Annotated in this window: 18 protein-coding genes and 1 pseudogene; 11 read left to right on the top strand and 8 right to left on the bottom strand. The window is 74.0% G+C overall.

What is annotated here, in order from left to right; genetic code table 11:
* The first annotated feature begins 25 nt into the window (after positions 1-25).
* Complete coding sequence (locus LN037_RS18245; protein WP_372460488.1) at positions 26-832, top strand: inositol monophosphatase family protein; 807 nt, start codon at positions 26-28, stop codon at positions 830-832.
* Here LN037_RS18245 and LN037_RS18240 read toward each other — a convergent pair.
* From LN037_RS18240 to LN037_RS18230, 3 genes are all read right to left on the bottom strand, one after another.
* Positions 819-1,076 (bottom strand): hypothetical protein, encoded by a 258-nt coding sequence (locus LN037_RS18240; RefSeq protein WP_230755161.1) that lies wholly within the window; start codon positions 1,074-1,076, stop codon positions 819-821. The genes LN037_RS18245 and LN037_RS18240 overlap by 14 nt on opposite strands.
* Before the next feature lie 101 nt (positions 1,077-1,177).
* Positions 1,178-1,879: a PH domain-containing protein gene (locus tag LN037_RS18235; protein WP_230755160.1), complete on the bottom strand. Its 702-nt coding sequence runs from the start codon at positions 1,877-1,879 to the stop codon at positions 1,178-1,180.
* A gap of 99 nt (positions 1,880-1,978) precedes the next feature.
* Entirely contained in the window at positions 1,979-2,854 is an 876-nt protein-coding gene (locus tag LN037_RS18230; protein ID WP_230755158.1) for a biotin--[acetyl-CoA-carboxylase] ligase, read from the bottom strand.
* Positions 2,855-2,937: 83 nt separating this feature from the next.
* Here LN037_RS18230 and LN037_RS18225 point away from each other — a divergent pair, with 83 nt between their 5' ends.
* The 4 genes from LN037_RS18225 to LN037_RS18210 all read left to right on the top strand — a co-directional run bounded on the left by LN037_RS18225 (position 2,938) and on the right by LN037_RS18210 (position 5,954).
* On the top strand, positions 2,938-4,581 hold the full coding sequence (locus tag LN037_RS18225; RefSeq protein ID WP_230755156.1) for an acyl-CoA carboxylase subunit beta: 1,644 nt from the start codon (positions 2,938-2,940) through the stop codon (positions 4,579-4,581).
* Between the two features lie 34 nt (positions 4,582-4,615).
* Entirely contained in the window at positions 4,616-4,855 is a 240-nt protein-coding gene (locus tag LN037_RS18220; protein ID WP_230755154.1) for an acyl-CoA carboxylase epsilon subunit, read from the top strand.
* A gap of 101 nt (positions 4,856-4,956) precedes the next feature.
* The gene (locus tag LN037_RS18215; RefSeq protein ID WP_230755152.1) at positions 4,957-5,310 is read left to right on the top strand and encodes a hypothetical protein; all 354 of its coding nucleotides are present in this window, start codon (positions 4,957-4,959) and stop codon (positions 5,308-5,310) included.
* Between the two features lie 11 nt (positions 5,311-5,321).
* Entirely contained in the window at positions 5,322-5,954 is a 633-nt protein-coding gene (locus LN037_RS18210; protein ID WP_230755150.1) for a Maf family protein, read from the top strand.
* Here the strand turns inward: LN037_RS18210 and LN037_RS18205 are convergent.
* Positions 5,920-6,702, bottom strand: coding sequence for a hypothetical protein (locus LN037_RS18205; RefSeq protein WP_230755148.1), 783 nt, complete (start codon positions 6,700-6,702; stop codon positions 5,920-5,922). The genes LN037_RS18210 and LN037_RS18205 overlap by 35 nt on opposite strands.
* A gap of 244 nt (positions 6,703-6,946) precedes the next feature.
* Here LN037_RS18205 and LN037_RS18200 point away from each other — a divergent pair, with 244 nt between their 5' ends.
* The 3 genes and pseudogenes from LN037_RS18200 to LN037_RS18190 form a co-directional block, all read left to right on the top strand.
* Positions 6,947-8,746: an acetyl/propionyl/methylcrotonyl-CoA carboxylase subunit alpha gene (locus LN037_RS18200; RefSeq protein WP_230755146.1), complete on the top strand. Its 1,800-nt coding sequence runs from the start codon at positions 6,947-6,949 to the stop codon at positions 8,744-8,746.
* Positions 8,747-8,841: 95 nt separating this feature from the next.
* Positions 8,842-9,306: a DUF1707 SHOCT-like domain-containing protein gene (locus LN037_RS18195; RefSeq protein ID WP_230755145.1), complete on the top strand. Its 465-nt coding sequence runs from the start codon at positions 8,842-8,844 to the stop codon at positions 9,304-9,306.
* Between the two features lie 114 nt (positions 9,307-9,420).
* A pseudogene (locus LN037_RS18190) lies at positions 9,421-10,854 on the top strand (DHA2 family efflux MFS transporter permease subunit); the annotation flags it as partial.
* 683 nt (positions 10,855-11,537) lie between these two features.
* Here the strand turns inward: LN037_RS18190 and LN037_RS18185 are convergent.
* Positions 11,538-13,259 (bottom strand): glycerol-3-phosphate dehydrogenase/oxidase, encoded by a 1,722-nt coding sequence (locus tag LN037_RS18185; RefSeq protein ID WP_230755216.1) that lies wholly within the window; start codon positions 13,257-13,259, stop codon positions 11,538-11,540.
* Positions 13,260-13,619: 360 nt separating this feature from the next.
* On the opposite strand from LN037_RS18185, the gene LN037_RS18180 reads away from it, so the two are divergent.
* Both LN037_RS18180 and glpK read left to right on the top strand, forming a co-directional pair.
* Positions 13,620-14,351 (top strand): MIP/aquaporin family protein, encoded by a 732-nt coding sequence (locus LN037_RS18180; RefSeq protein WP_230755143.1) that lies wholly within the window; start codon positions 13,620-13,622, stop codon positions 14,349-14,351.
* A 40-nt stretch (positions 14,352-14,391) separates the two neighbouring features.
* A complete protein-coding gene (gene glpK, locus LN037_RS18175; RefSeq protein WP_230755141.1) occupies positions 14,392-15,894 on the top strand; it encodes a glycerol kinase GlpK in 1,503 nt (500 codons plus the stop codon).
* 70 nt (positions 15,895-15,964) lie between these two features.
* Here glpK and LN037_RS18170 read toward each other — a convergent pair whose 3' ends face one another.
* A complete protein-coding gene (locus LN037_RS18170; RefSeq protein WP_230755139.1) occupies positions 15,965-17,374 on the bottom strand; it encodes an NAD(P)H-quinone dehydrogenase in 1,410 nt (469 codons plus the stop codon).
* 160 nt (positions 17,375-17,534) lie between these two features.
* Between LN037_RS18170 and LN037_RS18165 the strand changes: the two genes are divergently transcribed.
* Entirely contained in the window at positions 17,535-18,002 is a 468-nt protein-coding gene (locus LN037_RS18165) for a gamma-glutamylcyclotransferase family protein (RefSeq protein WP_230755137.1), read from the top strand.
* Positions 18,003-18,091: 89 nt separating this feature from the next.
* Here the strand turns inward: LN037_RS18165 and LN037_RS18160 are convergent, their stop codons facing one another.
* Together LN037_RS18160 and LN037_RS18155 are read right to left on the bottom strand one after the other, a co-directional pair.
* Complete coding sequence (locus LN037_RS18160; RefSeq protein WP_230755135.1) at positions 18,092-20,518, bottom strand: Tex family protein; 2,427 nt, start codon at positions 20,516-20,518, stop codon at positions 18,092-18,094.
* Between the two features lie 145 nt (positions 20,519-20,663).
* On the bottom strand, positions 20,664-21,887 hold the full coding sequence (locus LN037_RS18155; protein WP_230755133.1) for an amidohydrolase: 1,224 nt from the start codon (positions 21,885-21,887) through the stop codon (positions 20,664-20,666).
* Between the last annotated feature and the right edge of the window lie 348 nt (positions 21,888-22,235).

Below are 22,235 nucleotides of genomic sequence, written 5' to 3'. Positions count from 1 at the left end.
CCGTGTGGGACGTTCGTTCGGCAGGATGAGCGCCGTGACCAGTGACCTCACCGCGGACCTCGACCTCGCCCGTCGCATCGCCGACGCCGCCGACCGCGTGACCCTCTCCCGCTTCCGCGCGAGCGATCTGGTGGTCGACCGCAAGCCCGACCGCACGCCCGTCACCGACGCCGACGTCGCCTGCGAGGACGAGGTCCGGCGCCTCATCGCCGCCGAACGTCCCGACGACGCGGTGCTCGGCGAGGAGCGCGGCTCGTCGGTGTCCGACCCCGCCGCCCGGCACTGGATCGTCGATCCGATCGACGGCACCAAGAACTTCTCCCGCGGCGTCCCCGTGTTCGCGACGCTGCTGGCCCTGATGAGCGGCGGGGAGCCCGTCGTCGGGGTGGTCAGCGCGCCCGCCCTCGGCCGGCGCTGGTGGGCGGCGCGCGGGCACGGTGCGTTCACCTCCGACGTCGCCCGCGGGATCGACGCGGCACCGCTGTCGGTGTCGGGGATCGCCGACCTCACCGACGCCTACGTCTCCACCACCGACCTCGACTACTGGCGCGAGATCGGCGCCCGCGACCGCTGGCTCGCCCTCACCGAGGCCACCTGGGAGAGCCGCGCCTTCGGCGACTTCCACCACCACGTGCTCGTCGCCGAGGGCCTGCTCGACGCCGCGGTCGAGCCCGGGGCGAGCGCCTGGGACCTCGCCGCCCCCGCCGTCGTCGTGCGCGAGGCCGGCGGGCGGCTGACCGACTTCTCCGGCGGCGAGCGCATCGACGGCGGCGAGGCGCTGTCCACCAACGGCGCCCTGCACGACGCGGTGCTCGCGGTCATCCGGCCCTGAGCGCGCCGCGCATCATCTGCGTCCACGCCAGCCGCCCGAAGAGGTGGAAGCAGGCCGCGGACTCCTCCTCGAAGCGCGTCCAGGCGTACCGCTCGCCGCCCTCGAACCAGTAGACCTCCCACGTCCGCTCGGGACCGGGGTGCACGCACCACACCCGGTCCACCCGCCCCGGGGTCCCGACGACGACCGTGCCCGGGCCGAGCCCGAGCGCCTCGATCCAGCCCGGCAACGCGTCGACTCCCACACGGGTGCTGACGGTGCCGGGCGGCGATCGGTTCCGTCGGGCTCGGTCGTGCGTGCCGTGGGGCCACGCACGACGCGTCCGTCAGGTCCGGGGAGGGACGGCTAACGGCCCGCCGGGAGCTCCCGACGGCGACCGGAGAGGCGCCTCAGCCGCGGGAAGCGTTCCGGCTCGGGCTCCTCGTCCCACTCGGCGTCCTCGACGTCCTCGAACTCGTCGGGAGCCCGGTCGACCTCGTCGTCGTACCGGTCGTCGTCCTCGTCCTCGTCGGCGTCGGCATCGTCGTCGTCCCACGTGCCCCACCGGTCGGGGTCGAGGCCGCCGCGCCGCTCGGCCATCCGCTCGATGTCGGCGGCGACCCGCTCGACGCGGCCGAGGCCGTCGAAGCGCCACGGCTCCCGGGTGTCGTCGACCCCGACGACGAGCGTGCCCGCGCCGAGGAACCGGTCGAGTCCGCCGCGCACCGTGCGGACGGTGGTGATGCTGCGTCCGACCACCACGATGCCCGAGCGGGAGAACACGCCCTCCCGCACGAGCACCCGGCGGTCGGTGACCACGAAGTGCGTCGCGCGCCACCGGGCCACCGGCGCCACGGAGAACCAGCCGAGCACCGCGACCGCGACGACGCCGACCGCGACGAGCACCGCGGTCGACCACGTCGTCGGGCGGGCCACGGCGACCAGCCACGCGCCCACGAACGCCACGACCGGCGGGAGCAGGGCGGGCACGACGAGCATCCGCCAGTGCGGCCGGACGTGGCGCACGACCCGCTCGCCGGCCACGAGGAGACGCTCCGGGTACGCCACGGACCTCCCCCTCCCGCCGGCGGTGCGCCGATCGAGGGTATCCGCGCGGTGGGCGGGATTCGAGGTCCCGCGCCGCGCGCGGACCCCGGACGGGTGAGGTCAGACGGGCCGGACGTGCACCACGTCGCCCGCGGCGACCGTGGTCGACCCGCCGTCGGGCGTCCGCACGACGAGCCGCCCGTCGTCGTCGACGTCGTCGGCCACGCCCACCAGCTCCCGGTCACCGGGCAGCGCCACGCGCACCTCGCGGCCGAGCGTCGCGCACCGCTGCCGGTAGCCGGAGAGCAGACCGGCGCGGGCCGCGTCGCCGCGGGCCGCCCGCCAGTCGTCCTCGAGCGAGGCGAACACGGCGAGCACGTCGCCGAGCACGTCGGGCCGGGACCGCCGGACGCTCTGGGCGAGCAGCGACGTCCCGCCCTCGGGGAGCTCGGCCTCCGGCGTCGAGACGTTGATGCCGATCCCGACGACGAGCGCGTGCCCGGCCTGCTCCTGACCCCCGTCGCTGCGCTCGCCCCCGGAGCCGCCCGGCACGACCTCGGACAGGATGCCGGCGCCCTTGCGCTGGTCGGGGCCGAGCAGCAGGTCGTTCGGCCACTTCAGGGCGGCCTCGAGGGTCGCGACGGAGGCCGGCGCGCGGTAGTCCTCCATGGCCAGCACCAGCGCGAGGCCCGCGATCAGCGGCGCCCAGCCCCACTGCTCCTGCGGCACCTGAGTGGGGCGCAGCAGCAGGGAGAAGGTGAGCCCCTGCGCGGGCCCCGACTCCCAGGTCCGCTCCCGCCGGCCCCGCCCCGCGGTCTGGTGGTGGGCGACGAGCACCGACCGGTCCGGGGCGCCCTGCGCGGCCGCGGCGGCGAGGTCGGCGTTGGTCGAGCCCGTGGCGTCCACCACGTCGATGCGCGCCCACGGCCCGGTCGGCGCGACGGCGATGGTCTGCAACGCCTTCCAGGCGGCGGCGTCCTGCACTCCCGGGATCATCCCGCGCACGGTAGAGGAGTGCCCATCATCACTCCTGTGCACCAGTGGGTGGAGCACCGTGGACCTCGCTATGGTCCGGCCCCATGACCGCCGCGACGAAGCCGCCACCCGAGCCCGACGAGGCCGCGGACGAGCCCGACGTCCACACCTCCGCCGGCAAGCTCGCGGACTGGCACCGGCGCCAGGACGACGTCGTCCACGCCGGCTCGGAGCGGGCCGTCGAGCGGCAGCACGCCAAGGGCCGCAAGACCGCCCGCGAGCGCATCGACCTGCTGCTCGACGAGGGCAGCTTCCTCGAGTTCGACGCGATGGCCCGCCACCGCTCCACCAACTTCGGTCTCGACGCGAACCGCCCCTACGGCGACGGCGTCGTCACGGGCCAGGGCACCGTCGACGGCCGCCCGGTCTGCGTGTTCTCCCAGGACGCCACCGTCTTCGGCGGCGCGCTCGGCGAGGTCTACGGCGAGAAGATCGTCAAGGTCATGGACGTGGCCATGAAGATCGGCTGCCCCGTCGTCGGCATCAACGACGGCGGCGGCGCGCGCATCCAGGAGGGCGTCGTCGCGCTCGGGCTCTACGGCGAGATCTTCCGCCGCAACTCGCACGCCTCCGGCGTCGTCCCGCAGATCTCGCTCGTGATGGGTCCGGCCGCCGGCGGCGCGGTGTACTCCCCCGCGCTCACCGACTTCACGGTGATGGTCGACGAGACCTCGTTCATGTTCATCACCGGACCCGACGTCATCAAGACCGTCACCGGCGAGGACGTCGAGTTCGAGACCCTCGGCGGCGCCCGCACGCACAACACCACCTCGGGCAACGCGCACTACCTCGCCTCCGACGAGGACGACGCGATCGCCTACGTGCAGGAGCTCCTGGGCTACCTGCCGTCGAACAACCTCTCCGAGCCGCCGCGGCTGCCGGCGGACGAGGAGTCCGGCGCGGTCGAGGAGGGCCTCTCCGAGGCCGACCTGGAGCTCGACGCGCTCATCCCCGACTCCCCGAACCAGCCCTACGACATCCGCGAGGTCATCCGCCGCGTCGTCGACGACGAGGAGTTCCTCGAGGTCCAGGAGCTCTACGCGGCGAACATCGTCGTCGGGTACGGCCGGGTCGAGGGGCGGCCGGTCGGCTTCGTCGCGAACCAGCCGTCCCAGCTCGCCGGCTGCCTGGACATCGGCGCCAGCGAGAAGGCGGCGCGCTTCGTGCGCACCTGCGACGCGTTCAACGTGCCGGTCGTGACCTTCGTCGACGTCCCGGGCTTCCTGCCCGGCACCGACCAGGAGTACAACGGCATCATCCGCCGCGGCGCGAAGCTGATCTACGCCTACGCCGAGGCCACCGTCCCGCTGATCACCGTCATCTGCCGCAAGGCGTACGGCGGGGCCTACGACGTCATGGGGTCCAAGCACCTCGGCGCCGACCTCAACCTCGCCTGGCCGACCGCCCAGATTGCCGTGACCGGCGCCTCGGGCGCGGTGAGCATCCTCTACCGCAAGGAGCTCAAGAAGGTCGAGGACTCCGGCGGGGACGTCGCCGCCCGGCGCGCCGAGCTGCAGCAGGAGTACGAGGACACCCTCGCGAACCCCTACGTCGCGGCCGAGCGCGGCTACGTCGACGCGGTCGTCCCGCCGTCGTGGACGCGCGGCTACATCGCCCGCGCGCTGCGCTCGTTCTCGACCAAGCGCGAGACGCTGCCCGCCAAGAAGCACGGGAACATCCCGCTGTGAGGCACGCCGGAGACGAGCGCGGGCGGAGGACACCGTGACGGACGAGGAGCTTCCCGACGACGGGCCGCGCCGGCCCGTCCTGCGCATCGTCCGCGGCGACCCCTCGCCCGAGGAGGTGGCCGCGCTGACCGCCGTCCTCGCGGCCGCGTCCGGCGGTGGCGGGGCGCCCGAGGACACCGGCCCCCGCTCGGTGTGGACCGAGCGGGAGTCGCTCGTCCGGCGTCCGCTCTCGCCCGGACCGGGGGCCTGGCGGGCGTCGGCGCTGCCGCGCTGAGGTCGGGGCGGCCCTCCGCCGCCGGGCGCGACCCCTCGTCGGCGTGCTCGGTCGCTCCGTCGGGAAGCCCTGGCGGCGTGGGACGACACGTGGTGCGGACGGTGCTCGGACGGTTGTACGGGCTCACGCTGGTGGCGCTGAGCCCGGTGCTCGTCGTGCTGCTGATCGTCCGGGCGGTGCTCCGGCCCGGCCGGCGCAGGGTGGCCGCGAACGCGCAGGCCGCGGCCGACCGGGTCCTCCCGGGCGTGGTGCGCGTGCTGCGCGTGGACGGCATGGGTGAGGCGGGCGGGTTCGCCGCCCGCGCCGTGCTGGTCGCGGCCCCGGAGGTCGCCGTCTCGTGGGGCTGCGACCACCGGTCCGCACCCGGCTCGCCGTCCGAACGCGCGATCGTCCCCGCCGTCGAGGCGGCGCGGCGGGGGGCGTCCGGGCCTGCCGGGACGCGGCCCGCCCCCTAGGGTCGTCCGCCGTGCGTCTCGTGCTCGGTTCCGCGTCCCCCGCCCGCCTCGGTGTGCTGCGCGCCGCGGGGGTGGACCCCGACGTCATCGTCTCCGCCGTCGACGAGGACGCCCTGCTGACCCAGCTCGGCGAGGCGACGTCGGCCGAGAAGGTCACCGCCCTCGCGCTGGCGAAGGCCCGGGCGGTGGCGGGGCAGGTGCCGACCGGGGAGGACGACGTCGTCGTGATCGGGTGCGACTCGATGCTCGACATCGACGGCGAGCTCGTCGGCAAGCCGCACACGGTGGAGAACGCCCGGGCCCGGTGGGAACGGATGGCGGGCCGGCACGGCGAACTCGTCACCGGACACGCCCTCGTGCGCCTGCGCGACGGGGCGGTCGCGGCCGAGATCTCGGGGCACGCGACGACGTTCGTGACCTTCGCCGAACCGACCCCCGCCCAGCTCGAGGCCTACCTGGCCTCCGGCGAACCGCTGGGCGTCGCGGGTGCGTTCACCCTCGACGGGTTCGGCGGCTGGCTCGTCGAGGGCATCCAGGGCGACCCGTCCAACGTCATCGGCATCAGCCTGCCGCTCGTGCGGCGGCTGCTCGCCGAGCTGGGGATCGAGGTCAGCGACCTGTGGCGGGCTCCGACGGTGGGCTGACCCGCGTCCCCGGCGGCGCGGCCGCGGGCGGCGCGCTCGCCCGTCCGGGCGCGTCCGCGCCGGTGGAGGACAGCGACCGGACGATGCGGTCGGCGGCGTTCGCGTCAGCGGCCTGGGACCGGCCCGCCGTCGCCACCGCGAGCAGCACCAGCCCCGGCTCGCCGCGGGCCCCGGCGACGGTGGTGACCCGCACGAGCGTGCCGTCGGGCGTGCGTCTGACCGAGGTGAACGCGTCGCGTCGGTCGAGGGTGGACGCCTCGTCGGAGACCGTGACGATGCGGCCGTCCCGGTCGCCGCGCACGCCGTCGGCGAACGCCCCGACGAGGCGGCGGGCCTCGTCGGCCAGCGCGTCCTCGCCGAACCCGCGGGCCGGGTCGAGCCGGCCGAGCATGACGACGGCGCGGGCGGTGTCCCCGCCGAGCGTCAGCAGGGTGGGGAACCGCCCGGGCGTGACGGGCACCAGGTCCTGGTCCCGGGCCGGCGTCCAGTCCGGCTCCGCGGCCACCGTGGCGCCGAGGGTCGGGTCGCCGACGCGACCGGGCCGGGTGGTGACCGGCGGGGCCGTCGGGGTCGCCACGGTGGGCGAGGCCGCCGGGGAGACCGGGCCCGCCGCGCGGGTGTCGGTGCGCCGGGCGGCGTCGGAGTCCGCACCCGCCGCCGTCGCGACCGCGGCCACGGTCCCGGCGAGCGCCGCCACGGACGCGCACACGGCCACCGCGGGCCCCCACCATCGTCCGCGTTCGGTCATCGGGGCACGACGGTAGCGACCGGGCCCGCGGGGCCGGGCACCGCCCGTCGTCGGGACGGCGGCTGTGGCCATGACCACGCACGATGCGGTGTCGCAGGCGCGTGAGGTGCGGGAGAGTCCCCGAGAACGGTCACGTCCGACCGTTCCTGGCCCGTCCAGTCGATCACCGAGGTCCGGCCGCCCTACACTGCGCGCGGCCCCACCAGCCCGCAACGACGCGAACGCCCCCCGGGAGGCTCCTCCGATGGCTCCGCAGGCTCAGCAGGACGCCCTGCACACCGTGCTCATCGCCAACCGAGGCGAGATCGCCGTCCGCGTGGCACGCGCGTGCAAGGACGCGGGCCTGACGAGCGTCGCGGTGTACGCGGACCCGGACCGCGACGCGCCGCACGTGCGGATCGCGGACCAGGCGTTCGGGCTCGGCGGGGAGACCGCGGCGGACTCCTACCTGAACATCGAGAAGATCATCGACGCCGCGCGGCAGTCCGGCGCGAACGGGATCCACCCCGGGTACGGCTTCCTCTCCGAGAACTCCGACTTCGCCCAGGCCGTCCTCGACGCCGGGCTGATCTGGATCGGCCCGTCCCCGCAGGCCATCCGCGACCTCGGCGACAAGGTCACCGCCCGCAAGATCGCCGAGCGGGCCGGTGCGCCGCTGGTGCCGGGCACGAAGGACCCGGTCGCCGACGCCGACGAGGTCATCGCCTTCGCCGACGAGCACGGCCTGCCGGTGGCCATCAAGGCCGCGTTCGGCGGTGGCGGCCGCGGCATGCGCGTCGCCCGCGAGCGCGACGAGATCAAGGACATGTTCGACGCCGCCGTCCGCGAGGCCGTCTCGGCGTTCGGGCGCGGCGAGTCGTTCGTCGAGCGCTACCTGGACCGGCCCCGCCACGTCGAGGCGCAGGTCCTCGCCGACCAGCACGGCAACTGCATCGTCGTCGGCACCCGCGACTGCTCGCTGCAGCGCCGTCACCAGAAGCTGGTCGAGGAGGCGCCCGCGCCGTTCCTCACCGACGAGCAGCGCAAGCGCATCCACACCTCCGCGCGCGACATCTGCCTCGAGGCCGGCTACTCCGGCGCGGGCACGGTGGAGTTCCTCGTCGGCGAGGACGGCACGATCTCGTTCCTGGAGGTCAACACCCGCCTGCAGGTCGAGCACCCGGTCTCCGAGGAGACCAGTGGCCTGGACCTCGTGCGCGAGCAGTTCCGGATCGCCGATGGCGAGGAGCTGCGCATCACCTCCGACCCGGAGCCGCGCGGGCACTCGATCGAGTTCCGGCTCAACGGCGAGGACGCCGGCCGCGGTTTCCTGCCCGCCCCGGGCACCGTGACCCGCTTCGTCGCGCCCTCCGGCCCGGGCGTGCGGGTCGACGCCGGCGTCGAGGCCGGCTCGGTCATCGGCGGCAACTTCGACTCGATGGTCGGCAAGCTGATCGTCACCGGCGAGGACCGGGAGCAGGCCCTCGAGCGCTCGCGGCGCGCCCTGGACGAGATCGTCGTGGACGGCCTCCCGACGGTCATCCCGTTCCACCGCCTCGTCGTCACCGACCCGGCCTTCACCGCGCCCGAGGGGGCGTCCTCGTTCACCGTGCACACGCGGTGGATCGAGACCGAGTGGGAGAACACGGTCGAGCCGTACGTGGCCGCCGGGGAGGGCGACGACGAGGACGAGGTCGCGCCGCGGCAGACCGTCGTCGTCGAGGTCGGCGGCAAGCGCCTCGAGGTGTCCCTGCCCGGTGACCTCGCCATCGGCGGGGGCGGCGGCGGCGCCGCGCCCGCGGCGAAGAAGAAGTCGCGCAAGCGTTCCGGCGGCGGCGCGAAGGTCTCGGGCGACGCCGTCACCTCGCCGATGCAGGGCACCGTCGTGAAGGTGTCCGTCTCCGAGGGGGACACCGTCTCCGCGGGCGACCAGATCGTGGTCGTCGAGGCCATGAAGATGGAGAACCCCGTGACCGCGCACAAGGGCGGCACCGTGACCGGCCTGTCCGTCGAGACGGGTGGCTCGGTCAACCAGGGCGCGGTGATCTGCGAGATCGCCGACTGAGCGCCGCCTGAGCGCCGTGGGTGGCAGGAACGCGTCGTTGCTGCCACCCAGCGCCAGGAGAGCCACATCGTCGCGGCGCGCCTACCCTGGACGGGGTGGGCGAACTGCGGATCGGCAACCGCGAGCGCGAGCTCGCGATGGCCGCCCTCGACGAGCACCTGCGTGAGGGCCGGCTCGAACCCGGTGAGTACGCCGAGCGGTCCGCGATCGCCTCGACGGCGCGGTTCCGCTCCGAGCTCGACGGGTTGTTCACCGACCTCCCGGCCCCGCACCCGGCCTACCCCCGGTCCGTTCCCGACGTCGGGTCGGTGCCGGTGGGCGGGCCGCCCCCGGCCTCGCCTCCGCCTCCGGCGGCGCCCGCGGCGCGCGACGACCTGCCGGAGCTGGTGGCGCCGATCGGCGCCCGGCTCGGCCGGCACGCGGGTCTGCTCTCGGCGCTCGCCCCGGCGATCGCGCTGGTGCTGTTCCTCGTGACGGGTCTGCGGTTCCCGCAGATCTTCCTGCTCGTCCCGGTGGCGATCGGGGTCCTCGCCTACCTCGGCCACCGCCACGGGGGATGATCGGGCCTCCGGGCGCCGTTAAAGCGGTCGGGCCCTGTCAGGGGTCCGTGGTTGTCTGGTGACACGGCAGCGACGCCGGCGCCCCGAAGCTCTCCCCGAAAGGTGCGTCACCCCATGGCCACGGCTCCGACCACACCGGACGCCCCCACGGCGACGGACGACCCGTCAGCGCCCGACCCCGGCAGCACCCGCGCGGGGGTGGTGATCGCGGTCCTGGTCGTGTCCGCGTTCGTCATGATCCTCAACGAGACGATCCTGTCGGTGGCGCTGAACGACCTCACGCGCGACCTCGGCGTCTCGACCACCACCGTGCAGTGGCTGACCAGCGGGTTCCTCCTGACGATGGCCGTGGTCATCCCGACCACCGGGTTCCTGCTCGAACGCTTCACCCCGCGCCAGGTCTTCCTCGCGTCGCTGACGCTGTTCAGCCTCGGCACGCTGATCAGCGCCCTCGCGCCCGGCTTCGCCGTCCTGCTCGCGGGGCGCGTGGTGCAGGCGTGCGGCACCGCGCTGATCATCCCGCTGCTGATGACCTCGGTGATGCGGCTGGTGCCGGAGAACCGGCGCGGCTCGATGATGGGCACGATCTCGATCGTCATCGCCGTGGCGCCCGCCGTCGGCCCCACCATCGGCGGCGCCGTGCTGGCGTCGCTGGGCTGGCGGTGGATGTTCTGGATCGTCCTGCCGCTCGCCGTGCTGGCCCTCCTGCTCGGGGCGGCGCTGATGCGGTTGCCCTCGCAGACCCGGTCGGTCCCGCTCGACGTCCTCTCGGTCCTGCTCTCGGCCGTCGGCTTCGGCGGCATCCTGTACGGCTTCTCCGCGATCGGGGAGTCCGGAGGGTCCGGGCCGCACGTGGCCCCGTGGATCCCGCTCGTGATCGGCGCGGTCAGCCTCGTGCTGTTCGTGCTGCGCCAGCTCGCGCTGCAGAAGCGGCACGCGGCGCTGCTCGATCTGCGGCCGTTCACCCACCGCACCTTCGTGGTGTCGCTGATCCTGGCGGCGCTGCTGTTCATGGCGCTGCTCGGGGCCGCGGCGATCCTGCTGCCGCTCTACCTGCAGACGGTGCTGAACCAGGGCACCTTCGTGACGGGGCTCGCGGTGCTGCCGGGCGGACTCGTCCTCGGTCTGCTGGGCCGGCCGGTCGGGGCGATGTTCGACCGCTTCGGTGCCCGCCCGCTGGTCATCCCCGGCGCCGCGATGATGGCGGCCTCGCTGTGGGGCTTCGCGTCGCTCGGGCCCACGTCCCCGCTGTGGGCCGTGATCGCCATCCACGTGGTGCTGATGGCCGGCCTCGGCCTCATGATGACGCCGCTGATGACGTCGTCGCTCGCCGTGCTGCCCGGCCCGCTGTACTCCCACGGCAGCGCGATCCTCGCGACGCTGCAGCAGGTCGCCGGGGCGTTCGGCACGGCCGCGTTCGTCACGATCTCCGCGATCGCGTCGACCACGGCGGGCGGTGCGCCCGACGCGCAGGGTCTGCGGACCGGGTTCATGGCGGCCGGAGTGGTCGGCGTGCTCGCTCTCGTCGTGTCGCTGTTCCTCCCCCGCCGGATCGTCCCGTCCTCCGACGTGGAGACGGCGGCCGACGCACCGCACGCCGACCCCCGGGCGGAGTCCGCCGGGTCGGCGTCCGCGGCCTCCGCGGCGGACGTGGACGATCGCGCCGACACCGCCGACGGGGTCACGACGTCGCGCGCGGACGAGTCGACGGACACGGCGCCGGCGACGGGACCGCTGCCGGTCACGGCCTCCCACGGGGCGTCGAACGGGTCCTCGAACGGGACTCCGGGTGCCACGCCGCGGGTCCTCGGCCGGGTCGTGCTGGCCCGCGACGGGGAGGCGATCGTGACGCTGGTCGACGAGCACGGTGTCCAGCACGGCCGCGCCGAGACCGTCGGCGGGTCGTACGACCTGTCGCTGCCGGGGTCGGGCGCCTGGCTCGTGGTGATCAGCGCACCGGGGCACGCACCGCGCGCCGACCGCGTGGTGGCCGGTGGGCACGCCCACGAGCTGCGCCACGACGTCACGCTCGTGGGGTCGGAGCCGCTCGCCGACGACGCCCGGGCGCCGGAGCAGCTCGCGCCGCAGCGCGGCTGACGCCCGACACGACGAACGGCCCCGCCCGGGTTCCGGGCGGGGCCGTTCCGTCGTTCGGGCTCGCCGACCGCGACGGTGACACCAGGCCGGCCCGCAGGCCTTCCGGGCTGTCTGGTGTCACTCTCGCGTGGGGCTCAGCCCGTCCCGAGCGGGGCGAGCTGCTCGCGCCGGGGGTCGGGCGCCGCGAGACGGAGCTTGTCGGCCTCCTCGTCGGACTCGACCGACTGCGACCGCCGCTCCGCCTCGACCCGCTCCACGTACGAGCGGACCTCCTCGTCGCGCGTCTCGGCGCTCCACCCGAGCAGGGGCGCCATCTGGTCGGCCACCGACTCCGCCGAGTCGATGCCGCGGTGGGCGTACTCGATGGAGATGCGGGTGCGCCGGGTGAGGACGTCGTCGAGGTGCAGCGCGCCCTCGTAGGCGACGGCGTAGGCGATCTCGACGCGCAGGTAGTCCGGAGACCCCGGGACCGGCTCGCGCAGCGACGGGTCCTCCTCGGTCATCGCGAGCAGACCGTGCAGCAGCGAGCCGTAGCGGTCGAGCAGGTGCCGCACGCGGTGCGGGTGCAGGTCGTACGTCCGCCCGATGTGCTCGGCCTGGTTGACCAGCGCGAAGTAACCGTCGGCGCCGATCAGCGGGACCCGGTCGGTGATCGACGGGGCGACGCGCGCGGGGATGTCCTGCACGGCGAGGTCGAGGGCGTCCTTCGCCATCACGCGGTAGGTCGTGTACTTGCCGCCCGCGATCGACACCATGCCCGGCATCACCCGCGACACGGCGTGCTCCCGCGACAGCTTCGAGGTCTCCTCGCTCTCGCCCGCGAGCAGCGGCCGCAGGCCGGCGTAGACGCCCTCGATGTCGTCGTGCGTCAACGGCGTCACGAGCACGGCATTGATGTGCTCGAGCAGGTAGTCGAGGTCGTGCCGCGTGGCCGCCGGGTGCGCGAGGTCGAGCCGCCAGGAGGTGTCGGTGGTGCCGACGATCCAGTGGTTGCGCCACGGGATGACGAACAGCACCGACTTCTCGGTCCGCAGGATCATGCCGACGTCCGACGGGATCTTGTCGCGGGCGACCAGGAAGTGGACGCCCTTCGAGGCGTTCACCTTGAACCGGCCGCGGGTGCCCGCGGCGTGCTGCATCTGGTCGGTCCACACCCCGGTGCAGTTCACGACGACGTGGGCGCGCACGTCGGTCTCGCGGCCCGACTCGACGTCCCGGACCCGCACGCCGGCGATCCGGTCCACCTCGTGGATGAAGTCGACGACCTGCGTCGACGTGCGCACCACGGCGCCGTACTGGGCGGCGGTGCGGCCCACCATCATCGTGTGGCGGGCGTCGTCGGCCTGTGCATCGTAGTAGCGCACCGCGCCGACCAGCGCGTCGCGCTTGAGCGCCGGCGCCATGCGCAGCGCCCCCGAGCGGGTGAGCTGCTTCTGCTTGGGCAGCGAGCTCTTGCCGCCCATCGTGTCGTAGAGCGTGATGCCGGCGGTGACGTAGGGCCGCTCCCACACGTGGTGGGTCAGCGGGTACAGGAACGGCACCGGCTTGATCAGGTGCGGGGCCAGCCGCGTCATGTTCAGCTCGCGCTCGAACAGCGCCTCGCGCACCAGCCCGAAGTCGAGCTGCTCGAGGTAGCGCAGGCCGCCGTGGAAGAGCTTGGACGAGCGGCTGGACGTGCCGGCGGCGAGGTCACGGGCCTCGACCAGGGCGACCGACAGGCCGCGGGTCGCGGCGTCGAGCGCGGCGCCCACGCCGACCACGCCGCCGCCCACCACGACCACGTCGAACAGCTCGTTCTGCAGGCGGTCCCAGGACCGCTCGCGCTCGGCGGGGCCGAGGCGCGCGGGTTCGGTCACGGCGTCGAGCGACTCGGCCTCCGGCGTGCGGGCGCCGGCCGCCGTGGGCTCGCTCGCACCGTTGTCGGCGGACTTGGCAGCCACGTCGGGCCTCCTCGTACGTTCGGTGTCAGGCCTCTGCGCCGTGCGGTGCAACGGGCGTCCCCGTCATCACCTGCGGCAACGGCCCCAGGGTCCCCCGCGACGGCACCGTCCACGCTACCCGCGCGACGGGCCCCGCCAGGGCGACCGCGGCCCCGTCGGGAAAGCGCTTTCGTCTCGATCGAAGACCATAGACACATGTGACGTGCGCGACTAGCGTCCGCCGCGCTCATCGTCGCCGACCCGGGTTGCGGCGAGGGCATGACGGGGGAGGTCGACGTGACTCCGGTCCTCAGCGGCGGCGAGATCATCCTGTGGGAGTTCCTCGGTACGGCCGTCCTGCTGTTGTTCGGCGTCGGGGTGGTCGCGAACGTGATCCTGCCCCGCTCCAACCAGGACGGGGACACGGCCCCGTGGGTGCTGATCGTCATCGGCTGGGGGGTCGGCGTCTTCGCGGGCGCGAGCATCGCGAACCCGACCGGCGGCCACATCAACCCCGCCGTGACGCTGGGCCTCGCGATCGCCGGGAAGACCCCCTGGGCGAACGTGCCGTTCTACCTGATCGGCCAGTTCCTCGGTGCCTTCGTCGGCGCCTCCCTCGCCTGGCTGCTCTACAAGCTGCAGTTCGACCACAACCACGAGCAGAACACCGAGACCGTCGGGATCTTCGCGACCAACCCGCCGATCAAGAAGCCGGTCTGGAACCTGGTCAGCGAGACGATCGCGACGTTCGTGCTGCTGCTCTTCCTCCTCCAGGCGCCCTACGACTCCCCCGCCAACTACGCGGCCGTCACGGCGCTCGTCGTCGGGATCGGCGCGGCTCTCGGTGGTCCCACCGGCTACGCCATCAACCCCGCCCGCGACCTCGGCCCCCGTGCGGCGTACGCCGTCCTGCCGATCCCGGGCAAGGGCACCGCCGACTGGGGTTACGCGTGGGTCCCGATCGTCGGGCCGTTCCTCGGCGCGGCGCTCGCGGCGCTCGTGGCCCTCGTCGTCCCCGCCTACAGCTGACACGATCGCGTCCCCCCACCCTCGAACAGGAGCAGGCTCGATGACCCAGTACGTCGCGGCGATCGACCAGGGCACCACCTCCACGCGATGCATGATCTTCGACCACTCCGGGCGGGTCGTCGCCGTCGACCAGCTCGAGCACCAGCAGATCTTCCCGAAGGCCGGCTGGGTGGAGCACGACGCCGCCGAGATCTGGGTCAACACCCGGCAGGTCTGCGGCGGCGCGCTCGCCCGCGCCGACCTCGACGCCTCGAACATCGCCGCGGTCGGCATCACCAACCAGCGCGAGACCACCGTCGTCTGGGACAAGACCACCGGTGAGCCGATCTACAACGCGATCGTCTGGCAGGACACCCGCACGCAGGCGATCTGCGACGAGCTCGGGGCGCTCGGCGGGGGCGCGGAGCGCTACCGCGCGAAGACCGGCCTGCCGCTCGCCACGTACTTCGCCGGGCCGAAGGCGCGCTGGATCCTCGACCACGTCGACGGGGCCCGTGAGCGGGCCGAGCGCGGCGAGCTGGCGTTCGGGACGATGGACACCTGGGTGCTGTGGAACGCCACCGGCGGCATCGAGGGCGGTCTGCACGTCACCGACCCGACGAACGCGTCGCGCACCCTGCTCATGAACATCGACACCCTGGAGTGGGACCCGGAGCTCTGCGAGGAGATCGGGGTGCCGATGGCGATGCTGCCGGAGATCCGGTCGTCCTCGGAGACCTACGGCAACATCCGCGCCCGCGGCACGTTCCGCGACGTCCCGGTGGCCGGCATCCTCGGCGACCAGCAGGCCGCGACCTTCGGGCAGGCCTGCCTGTCGGTCGGCGAGGCCAAGAACACCTACGGCACCGGCAACTTCGTGCTGCTCAACACCGGCACCGAGAAGGTCGAGTCGAAGAACGGCCTGCTCACCACGGTCTGCTACAAGATCGGCGACCAGCCGCAGGTGTACGCGCTCGAGGGCTCCATCGCCGTCACCGGCTCGCTCGTGCAGTGGCTGCGCGACAACCTCGGGATGATCTCCTCCGCGCCGGAGATCGAGGACCTCGCGAAGTCGGTCGAGGACAACGGCGGCGCCTACGTGGTGCCCGCCTTCTCCGGGCTGTTCGCCCCGTACTGGCGCGCCGACGCCCGCGGCGTGATCGTCGGCCTCACCCGCTACGTCAACAAGGGCCACATCGCCCGCGCGGTGCTCGAGGCCACGGCGTTCCAGACCCGCGAGGTCATCGACGCCATGAACGCCGACTCCGGCGTGCCGCTGACGACGCTCAAGGTCGACGGCGGGATGGTCGGCAACGAGGTGCTCATGCAGTTCCAGGCCGACCTGCTGGGCGTCGAGGTGGTGCGCCCGGTGGTCTCCGAGACGACGGCGCTCGGCGCGGCCTACGCCGCCGGCCTCGCGGTCGGGTTCTGGTCCTCCGAGCAGGAGATCCGGGACAACTGGGCGCAGGACAAGGTCTGGGAGCCCAACATGGACCCGGACGAGCGCGACCGCGTCTACGCGGAGTGGAAGAAGGCGGTCACCCGGACCTTCGACTGGGCCTAGGGCGCGTCGCGCCGTGTGAGCACTGTCCGGGGCCACGGCCCCGGACAGTGCTCACACGGCCGGAGGCCACCTAGTCGAGGTCGTCGTGCTGCATCAGGCGACGGCCCGCCTCGGTCACCGAGCCCGAGAGCGACGGGTAGATCGAGAACGTGTGGGCGAGGTCGTCCACCGTGAGGTTGTTCTGCACCGCCATCGCCAGCGGGAGCACCAGTTCGCTCGCCACGGGCGCGACGATCACGCCGCCGATGACGACGCCGGTCGCCGGCCGGCAGAAGATCTTCACGAAGCCGCGGTCGAGGCCCTGCATCTTCGCGCGTGGGTTGGTCCCGAGCGGCAGCAGCACCTCGCGGGCGGCGAACTCCCCCGACTCGACCTGCTTGTGGCCGATGCCGACCGTCGCCACCTCGGGCCGCGTGAACACGGCGGACGCGACGGTCTTGAGCCGCAGCGGGGCGACGCCCTCCCCCAGCGCGTGCCACATCGCGATCCGGCCCTGCATGGCCGCGACCGAGGCCAGCGGCAGCAGCCCGGTGCAGTCGCCCGCGGCGTAGACGCCGGGCACCGAGGTCCGCGACACGCGGTCGACGGTGATGTGGCCGGTCTCGCGCAGCTCCAGCCCGACCTCGTCGCAGCCGAGGTCGCCGGTGTTCGGGATCGAGCCGACCGTCATCAGGGCGTGCGAGCCGGTGACCTCGCGCCCGTCGGAGAGCGTGACGCGGACGCCGTCGGCGGTCGAGACGACCTTGTCGGCCCGCGACCGCGGCTCGATGGTCACGCCGCGCTCGGTGAAGACCTCCTCGAGCGTCGCCGCCGCGTCCGGGTCCTCGTGCGGCAGCACCCGGTCGCGGCTGGAGATCAGCGTGACGGGCACGCCGAGCTCGGCGTAGGCGGAGACGAACTCGGCGCCGGTGACGCCGGAGCCGACGACGACGAGGTGCTCGGGCAGCTCCTCGAGGTCGTAGAGCTGGCGCCAGGTGAGGATGCGCCTCCCGTCGGGCACGGCGTCGGGCAGGACCCGCGGCGAGGCGCCGGTGGCGATGAGGACGACGTCGGCGGTGACGACCTCGCTCTCCGCCCCGGCGGCGGACGGAGTGATCTCGATGTCGTGCGTGGCGCTGTTGCCGGAGGCGGCGCGGAAGCGGCCCCGGCCGTCGACCACGCGGACCCCGGCGCGCTGCAGGGTCGCCTTGATGTCCGACGACTGCGCGAGCGCGAGGCCCTTGACCCGGTTGTTGACCCGCGGCAGGTCGACGACCGCCTCGTCCTCGTCGACCTCGATGCCCATGTCGCCGTTGTGGCGGAAGCCGGCGCGGACACCGGCCGAGGCGATGAAGGTCTTGGAGGGCACGCAGTCGTAGGCGACGCAGTAGCCGCCCACGCTGTCCTCCTCGACCAGCACGACGGAGGCCTCGTGCTGCGCGGCGACCAGGGCGGCCTCGTACCCGGCGGGTCCGCCGCCGAGGATCACGATGCGCGTCATGGGTGTGACGTCCCTCCGTGTTGCTGCGTGGTGGTGATGCCGGGTTGACCGGACAGGTCCCATCCTGCCCGTTGCGTCGGGTGCCCGTTCGGCGGACGCGGTGTGCCCTCCGGCTCGACCGTCGACAACGAACGGCGCACTCCTGGCTACCCTGTGCGCCGTGCCGCTCTACGCCGCGTACGGGTCGAACATGGATCCCGCGCAGATGATGCAACGCGCGCCCCACTCGCCTGTCTCGGGCACCGGCTGGCTCGAGGGCTGGCGGCTGACGTTCGGGGGCGAGGACCTCGGGTGGGAGGGGGCGCTCTCCACCGTCGTCGAGGACCCGTCGTCGCGCGTGTTCGTCGTGCTCTACGACGTCAGCCCCCTCGACGTCGACCAGCTCGACCGCTGGGAGGGCGGCGAGCTGGGGATGCACAAGAAGCTCCGCCTGCGGGTGCAGACCATGGAGGGTCCGCAGCTGGCGTGGGTGTACGTGCTCGACGCGTACGAGGGCGGGCTGCCGTCCGCCCGCTACATCGGCGTCCTCTCCGACGCCGCGGAGGCCGCGGGCGCGCCGGACGACTACGTCCGCGCGCTCCGCGAGCGCCCCTGCCGCTCTGTGGGGCCGGGCTCCGCCTCGATGTAGGGCCGCACCTGCCGCGCGAGTGGGACGTGAGGCACCCTCCTGGGCCGCCGGAGCTGCCTCACGTACCCCTCGCGGAGCGAGCGCCGGGGCTACTTGTCGAAGCCCGCCCGGCGCAGGGCGTCGGCCATGGCGCCGCCGGGGGCGGGGCGCCGGTCACGGTCGTTGCCGCGGCCCTTCGACGACCCACCACGCTGCTGCCCCTGCGGGGCGCCCCCCTTCGGCTGGCCGCCGCGTTGCCCGCCGCCGCGCGGCTGCCCGCCGCCGCCCCGGGGAGCCCCGCCGTCGCGGCCGCCCTTGCCCGAGCCCGCGCCGGGCTCGTCGTCGAGCCGCAGCGTCAGCGAGATGCGCTTGCGGGGCACGTCGACCTCGAGCACCTTCACCCGCACCACGTCGCCCGGCCCGACGACCGCGCGCGGGTCGGAGACGAACTCCTTCGACATCGCCGAGATGTGCACGAGCCCGTCCTGGTGCACGCCCACGTCGACGAACGCGCCGAACGCGGCGACGTTGGTGACGACGCCCTCCAGCACCATGCCGGGGTTCAGGTCGGTGATCTTCTCGACGCCCTCGGCGAACGTGGCCGTCTCGAACGCCGGCCGGGGGTCGCGGCCCGGCTTGTCCAGCTCGGCGATGATGTCGGTGACGGTGGGGACACCGAAGGTGTCGTCGGTGAAGTCGCGCGGGTCGAGCCGGCCGAGCAGCGACGAGTTGCCGACCAGCGAGGCCACGTCGGCGCCGGTCCTCTCGACGATGCGGCGCACCACCGGGTAGGCCTCGGGGTGCACGCCCGACCGGTCGAGCGGGTCCGTCGCGTCGGGGATGCGCAGGAAGCCCGCGCACTGCTCGAACGCCTTCGCACCCAGCCGCGGGACCTTCGTCAGCGCGGTCCGGGACGCGAACGGGCCGTGCTCGTCGCGGAACCCGACGATGGTCGTCGCCAGCCCGCTGGAGATGCCCGACACCCGGCGGAGCAGGGGCGCGGAGGCGGTGTTCACGTCGACGCCGACCGCGTTCACACAGTCCTCGACCACGCCGTCGAGCGAGCGGGAGAGCAGCGTGCCGGACACGTCGTGCTGGTACTGCCCGACGCCGATCGACTTCGGGTCGATCTTCACGAGCTCGGCGAGCGGGTCCTGCAGGCGCCGCGCGATCGAGACCGCACCGCGGATCGACACGTCGAGGTCGGGCAGCTCCTTCGAGGCCTCCTCGGACGCCGAGTACACCGACGCCCCGGCCTCGGACACCATGGCCGGGATCAGCCCGGTCTGGAGCTTGGCCAGCTCCACGGCGAGCTTGTGCGTCTCGCGGCTCGCGGTGCCGTTGCCGATCGCGACCAGTTCGACGCGGTGCTCGGCCGCGAGCCTCGCGAGGGTGGCGAGCGAGGCGTCCCACTGGTTGCGGGGGACGTGCGGGTAGATCGTGTCGTGCGCGACGACCTTGCCGGTCCCGTCGACCACGGCGACCTTCACCCCGGTCCGCAGACCCGGGTCCAGCCCCATCGTCGGGCGGGCCCCCGCGGGCGCGGCGAGGAGCAGGTCACGCAGGTTGCCGGCGAACACGCCGACGGCCCCCTCCTCGGCGACCTCCCGCAGCCGTACGCGCAGGTCGACGGCGAGACGCGACGAGATGCGGGTGCGCCAGGCCCAGCGCGCCACGCCGAGCAGCCAGGAGTCGGCGGGACGGCCGCGGTCGGCGATCCCGGCGACCGACGCGATGCGCCCCTCGTAGGCCGAGGTGTCGCCGTCGTCGTCGGGCGAGCACGGGTCGAAGGTGAGCTGGAGGACCTCCTCGGTCTCCCCGCGCAGCAGGGCGAGGATCCGGTGCGACGGGAGCTTGGTGAAGGGCTCGTCGAAGGCGAAGTAGTCGGAGAACTTGGCCGCATCGGCGTCGTCGGCCTTGCCCTCGCGGACCACGGCGGTCAGACGCCCCCGCGTCCACATCCGCTCGCGCAGTTCCCCGACCAGGTCGGCGTCCTCGGCGAGCCGCTCTACGAGGATCGCCCGCGCGCCCTCGAGCGCGGCGTCGGCGTCGGCGACGCCCTTCTCCGGGTCGACGAACGCGGCGGCCGCCGCCCGGGGCTCGACCGTCGGGTCGCCCAGCAGCCCGTCGGCCAGCGGCTCCAGCCCGGCCTCGCGGGCGATCATCGCCTTCGTGCGGCGCTTCGGCTTGTAGGGCAGGTAGACGTCCTCGAGCCGGCTCTTCGTCTCCGCGGCGAGCAGCTGGGCGTGCAGCTCGTCGGTGAGCTTGCCCTGCTCGCGCACCGAGTCGACGACGGCCGTCCGCCGCTCCTCGAGCTCGCGCAGGTAGCCGAGACGCTCGTGCAGCGTGCGCAGCTGCGCGTCGTCCAGGCCGCCCGTGGCCTCCTTGCGGTACCGCGCGACGAACGGGACCGTCGCCCCGCCGTCGAGCAGCTCGATCGCGGACCGGACCTGGCCCTCGCCGACCTCCAGCTCGGAGGCGATGCGGCTCGGGACGGGCGGCAGCTGCGCGGGCAGGGAAGCGGTCACGGGAGTCATCGTGCAACACCCCACCGACAGCCTCGCCGGGCCCCGCGACCCGTCGTCGGGACGGCGTATGGCAGGCGCGGCGGGGATGCGGTCTCCCTGCCACCGGATGACAGCAACGACGCTTTCCTGCCACCCCGGGAGGCCCCGGAAGGCGTCAGCCCTCGAGCGAGAGCAGCGCCGCCTGCACCATCGTCCGCACGCCGACGGGCAGCGCCCGCTCGTCGAGGCGGAACGTGGGCTGGTGGATGTCGGACTGCGGGCCCTCGCCGGACCAGACACCCAGCCGACCCATGGCCCCCGGCACGTGCTCGAGGTACCAGCCGAAGTCCTCGCCGCCCGACGACTGCTCGGTGTCGGTCGCCGCACCCGGCCCGACCGCCCGCTCGGCGGCGCGCGCCAGCAGGTCGGCCGACACGGCGTCGTTGACCACCGGCGGCACGCCGCGGCGGTGCTCCAGCACGTACCCGACCCCGGTGGGAGCGAGCAGCGCGGTGACGAGCTGGCGGACCAGCGGCTCGAGCTCGTTCCAGGTCTGGTGCTGGGCGGTGCGCAGCGTCCCGGACAGGGTGCCGACCTCGGGGACCGCGTTCGCGGCGTGCCCGGCGTCGACCTGGCCCCACACCAGCACCGTGCCCGAGCGGGGGTCGATGCGGCGGGACAGCAGGTCGGGCAGGCCGGTGATGACGGTGCCGAGCGCGTGCACGAGGTCGGCCGTCAGGTGCGGGCGCGAGGTGTGCCCACCGGGCGAGGTGAGGCGCAGCTCGAGCATGTCGCAGGCCGAGGTGATGGGCCCGACGCGGGTGCCGACCCGGCCGACCTCGAGCCGCGGGTCGCAGTGCAGGGCGAAGATGCGGTCGACGTCGGCGAGGCCGTCGGCGGCGATGACGTCGAGCGCCCCGCCCGGCTGGACCTCCTCGGCCGGCTGGAACACGAGCCGGACCCGGCCGGGCAGCCGGTCGGCCACCGAGGCCAGCGCGACGCCCGCGCCGAGCACCACCGCGGTGTGCGCGTCGTGCCCGCACATGTGTGCGATGCCCGGCGTGCGGGAGGCGAAGGGCAGGTCCGACTGCTCGTGCAGCGGCAGGGCGTCCATGTCGGCGCGCAGCGCGACGGTGCGCGGACCGGACCCGATGTCGCACACGAGCCCGGTGCCGGGCAGCAGCCGCGGCCGCAGACCGACGGAGCGCAGGACGTTCGCGCACAGGTCCGTGGTCATCCGCTCGGCGCGGGCCAGCTCGGGGTGCGCGTGGATCGCACGGCGCCAGCCGACGACGTCGGCGGTGTGCTCGGCGAGCCAGGCGTCCAACCACTGCGGGCCGGTGCCGGCCCCGAGGTCCACCGCACTCGGGTCGTCCGGCCGGGTCTGCAGCAGCGTCACCGTCTCCACCTCCTCGGGCCACGGACCGGATCGGTCCGTGACGGATGCCCACCACTATCCATCCCTCCAACGGCCCCTTCAGCTCCCTCGGAAGCAGGGGCGCCGAGGGGTCGAGACGATGCTGTCAGTGGCGGACGTCTCCCCTCGGCGGCAAGACGAGCGGACGATTGACGCAGGTCAAAGGGTCAGCGGTCCGCACGCGCGCGCGACGTGGGGACGAACGGTCACGCCGTCGACGACCGGCACGGCGGACCCGGTCGCGTCCCGCCGTTCGTCCCGACCGGCCCGACCGGCGTGCGGCCGGACGGGTGGGGCGGGGGCCACGGACGGCGGTGCCGCCATCATGGA

The sequence above is a fragment of the Actinomycetospora soli genome (genome assembly GCF_021026295.1).
Lineage (GTDB): Bacteria > Actinomycetota > Actinomycetes > Mycobacteriales > Pseudonocardiaceae > Actinomycetospora > Actinomycetospora soli.
This window is presented reverse-complemented; position numbering and strand designations above follow the sequence as displayed.

Coding starts and splice junctions, on each gene's coding strand:
- LN037_RS18245 (WP_372460488.1), top strand. CDS start 26: ATGAGCGCCGTGACCAGTGACCTCACCGCGGACCTCGACCTCGCCCGT.
- LN037_RS18230 (WP_230755158.1), bottom strand. CDS start 2,854: ATGATCCCGGGAGTGCAGGACGCCGCCGCCTGGAAGGCGTTGCAGACC.
- LN037_RS18225 (WP_230755156.1), top strand. CDS start 2,938: ATGACCGCCGCGACGAAGCCGCCACCCGAGCCCGACGAGGCCGCGGAC.
- LN037_RS18205 (WP_230755148.1), bottom strand. CDS start 6,702: ATGACCGAACGCGGACGATGGTGGGGGCCCGCGGTGGCCGTGTGCGCG.
- LN037_RS18200 (WP_230755146.1), top strand. CDS start 6,947: ATGGCTCCGCAGGCTCAGCAGGACGCCCTGCACACCGTGCTCATCGCC.
- glpK (WP_230755141.1), top strand. CDS start 14,392: ATGACCCAGTACGTCGCGGCGATCGACCAGGGCACCACCTCCACGCGA.
- LN037_RS18170 (WP_230755139.1), bottom strand. CDS start 17,374: ATGACGCGCATCGTGATCCTCGGCGGCGGACCCGCCGGGTACGAGGCC.
- LN037_RS18160 (WP_230755135.1), bottom strand. CDS start 20,518: ATGACTCCCGTGACCGCTTCCCTGCCCGCGCAGCTGCCGCCCGTCCCG.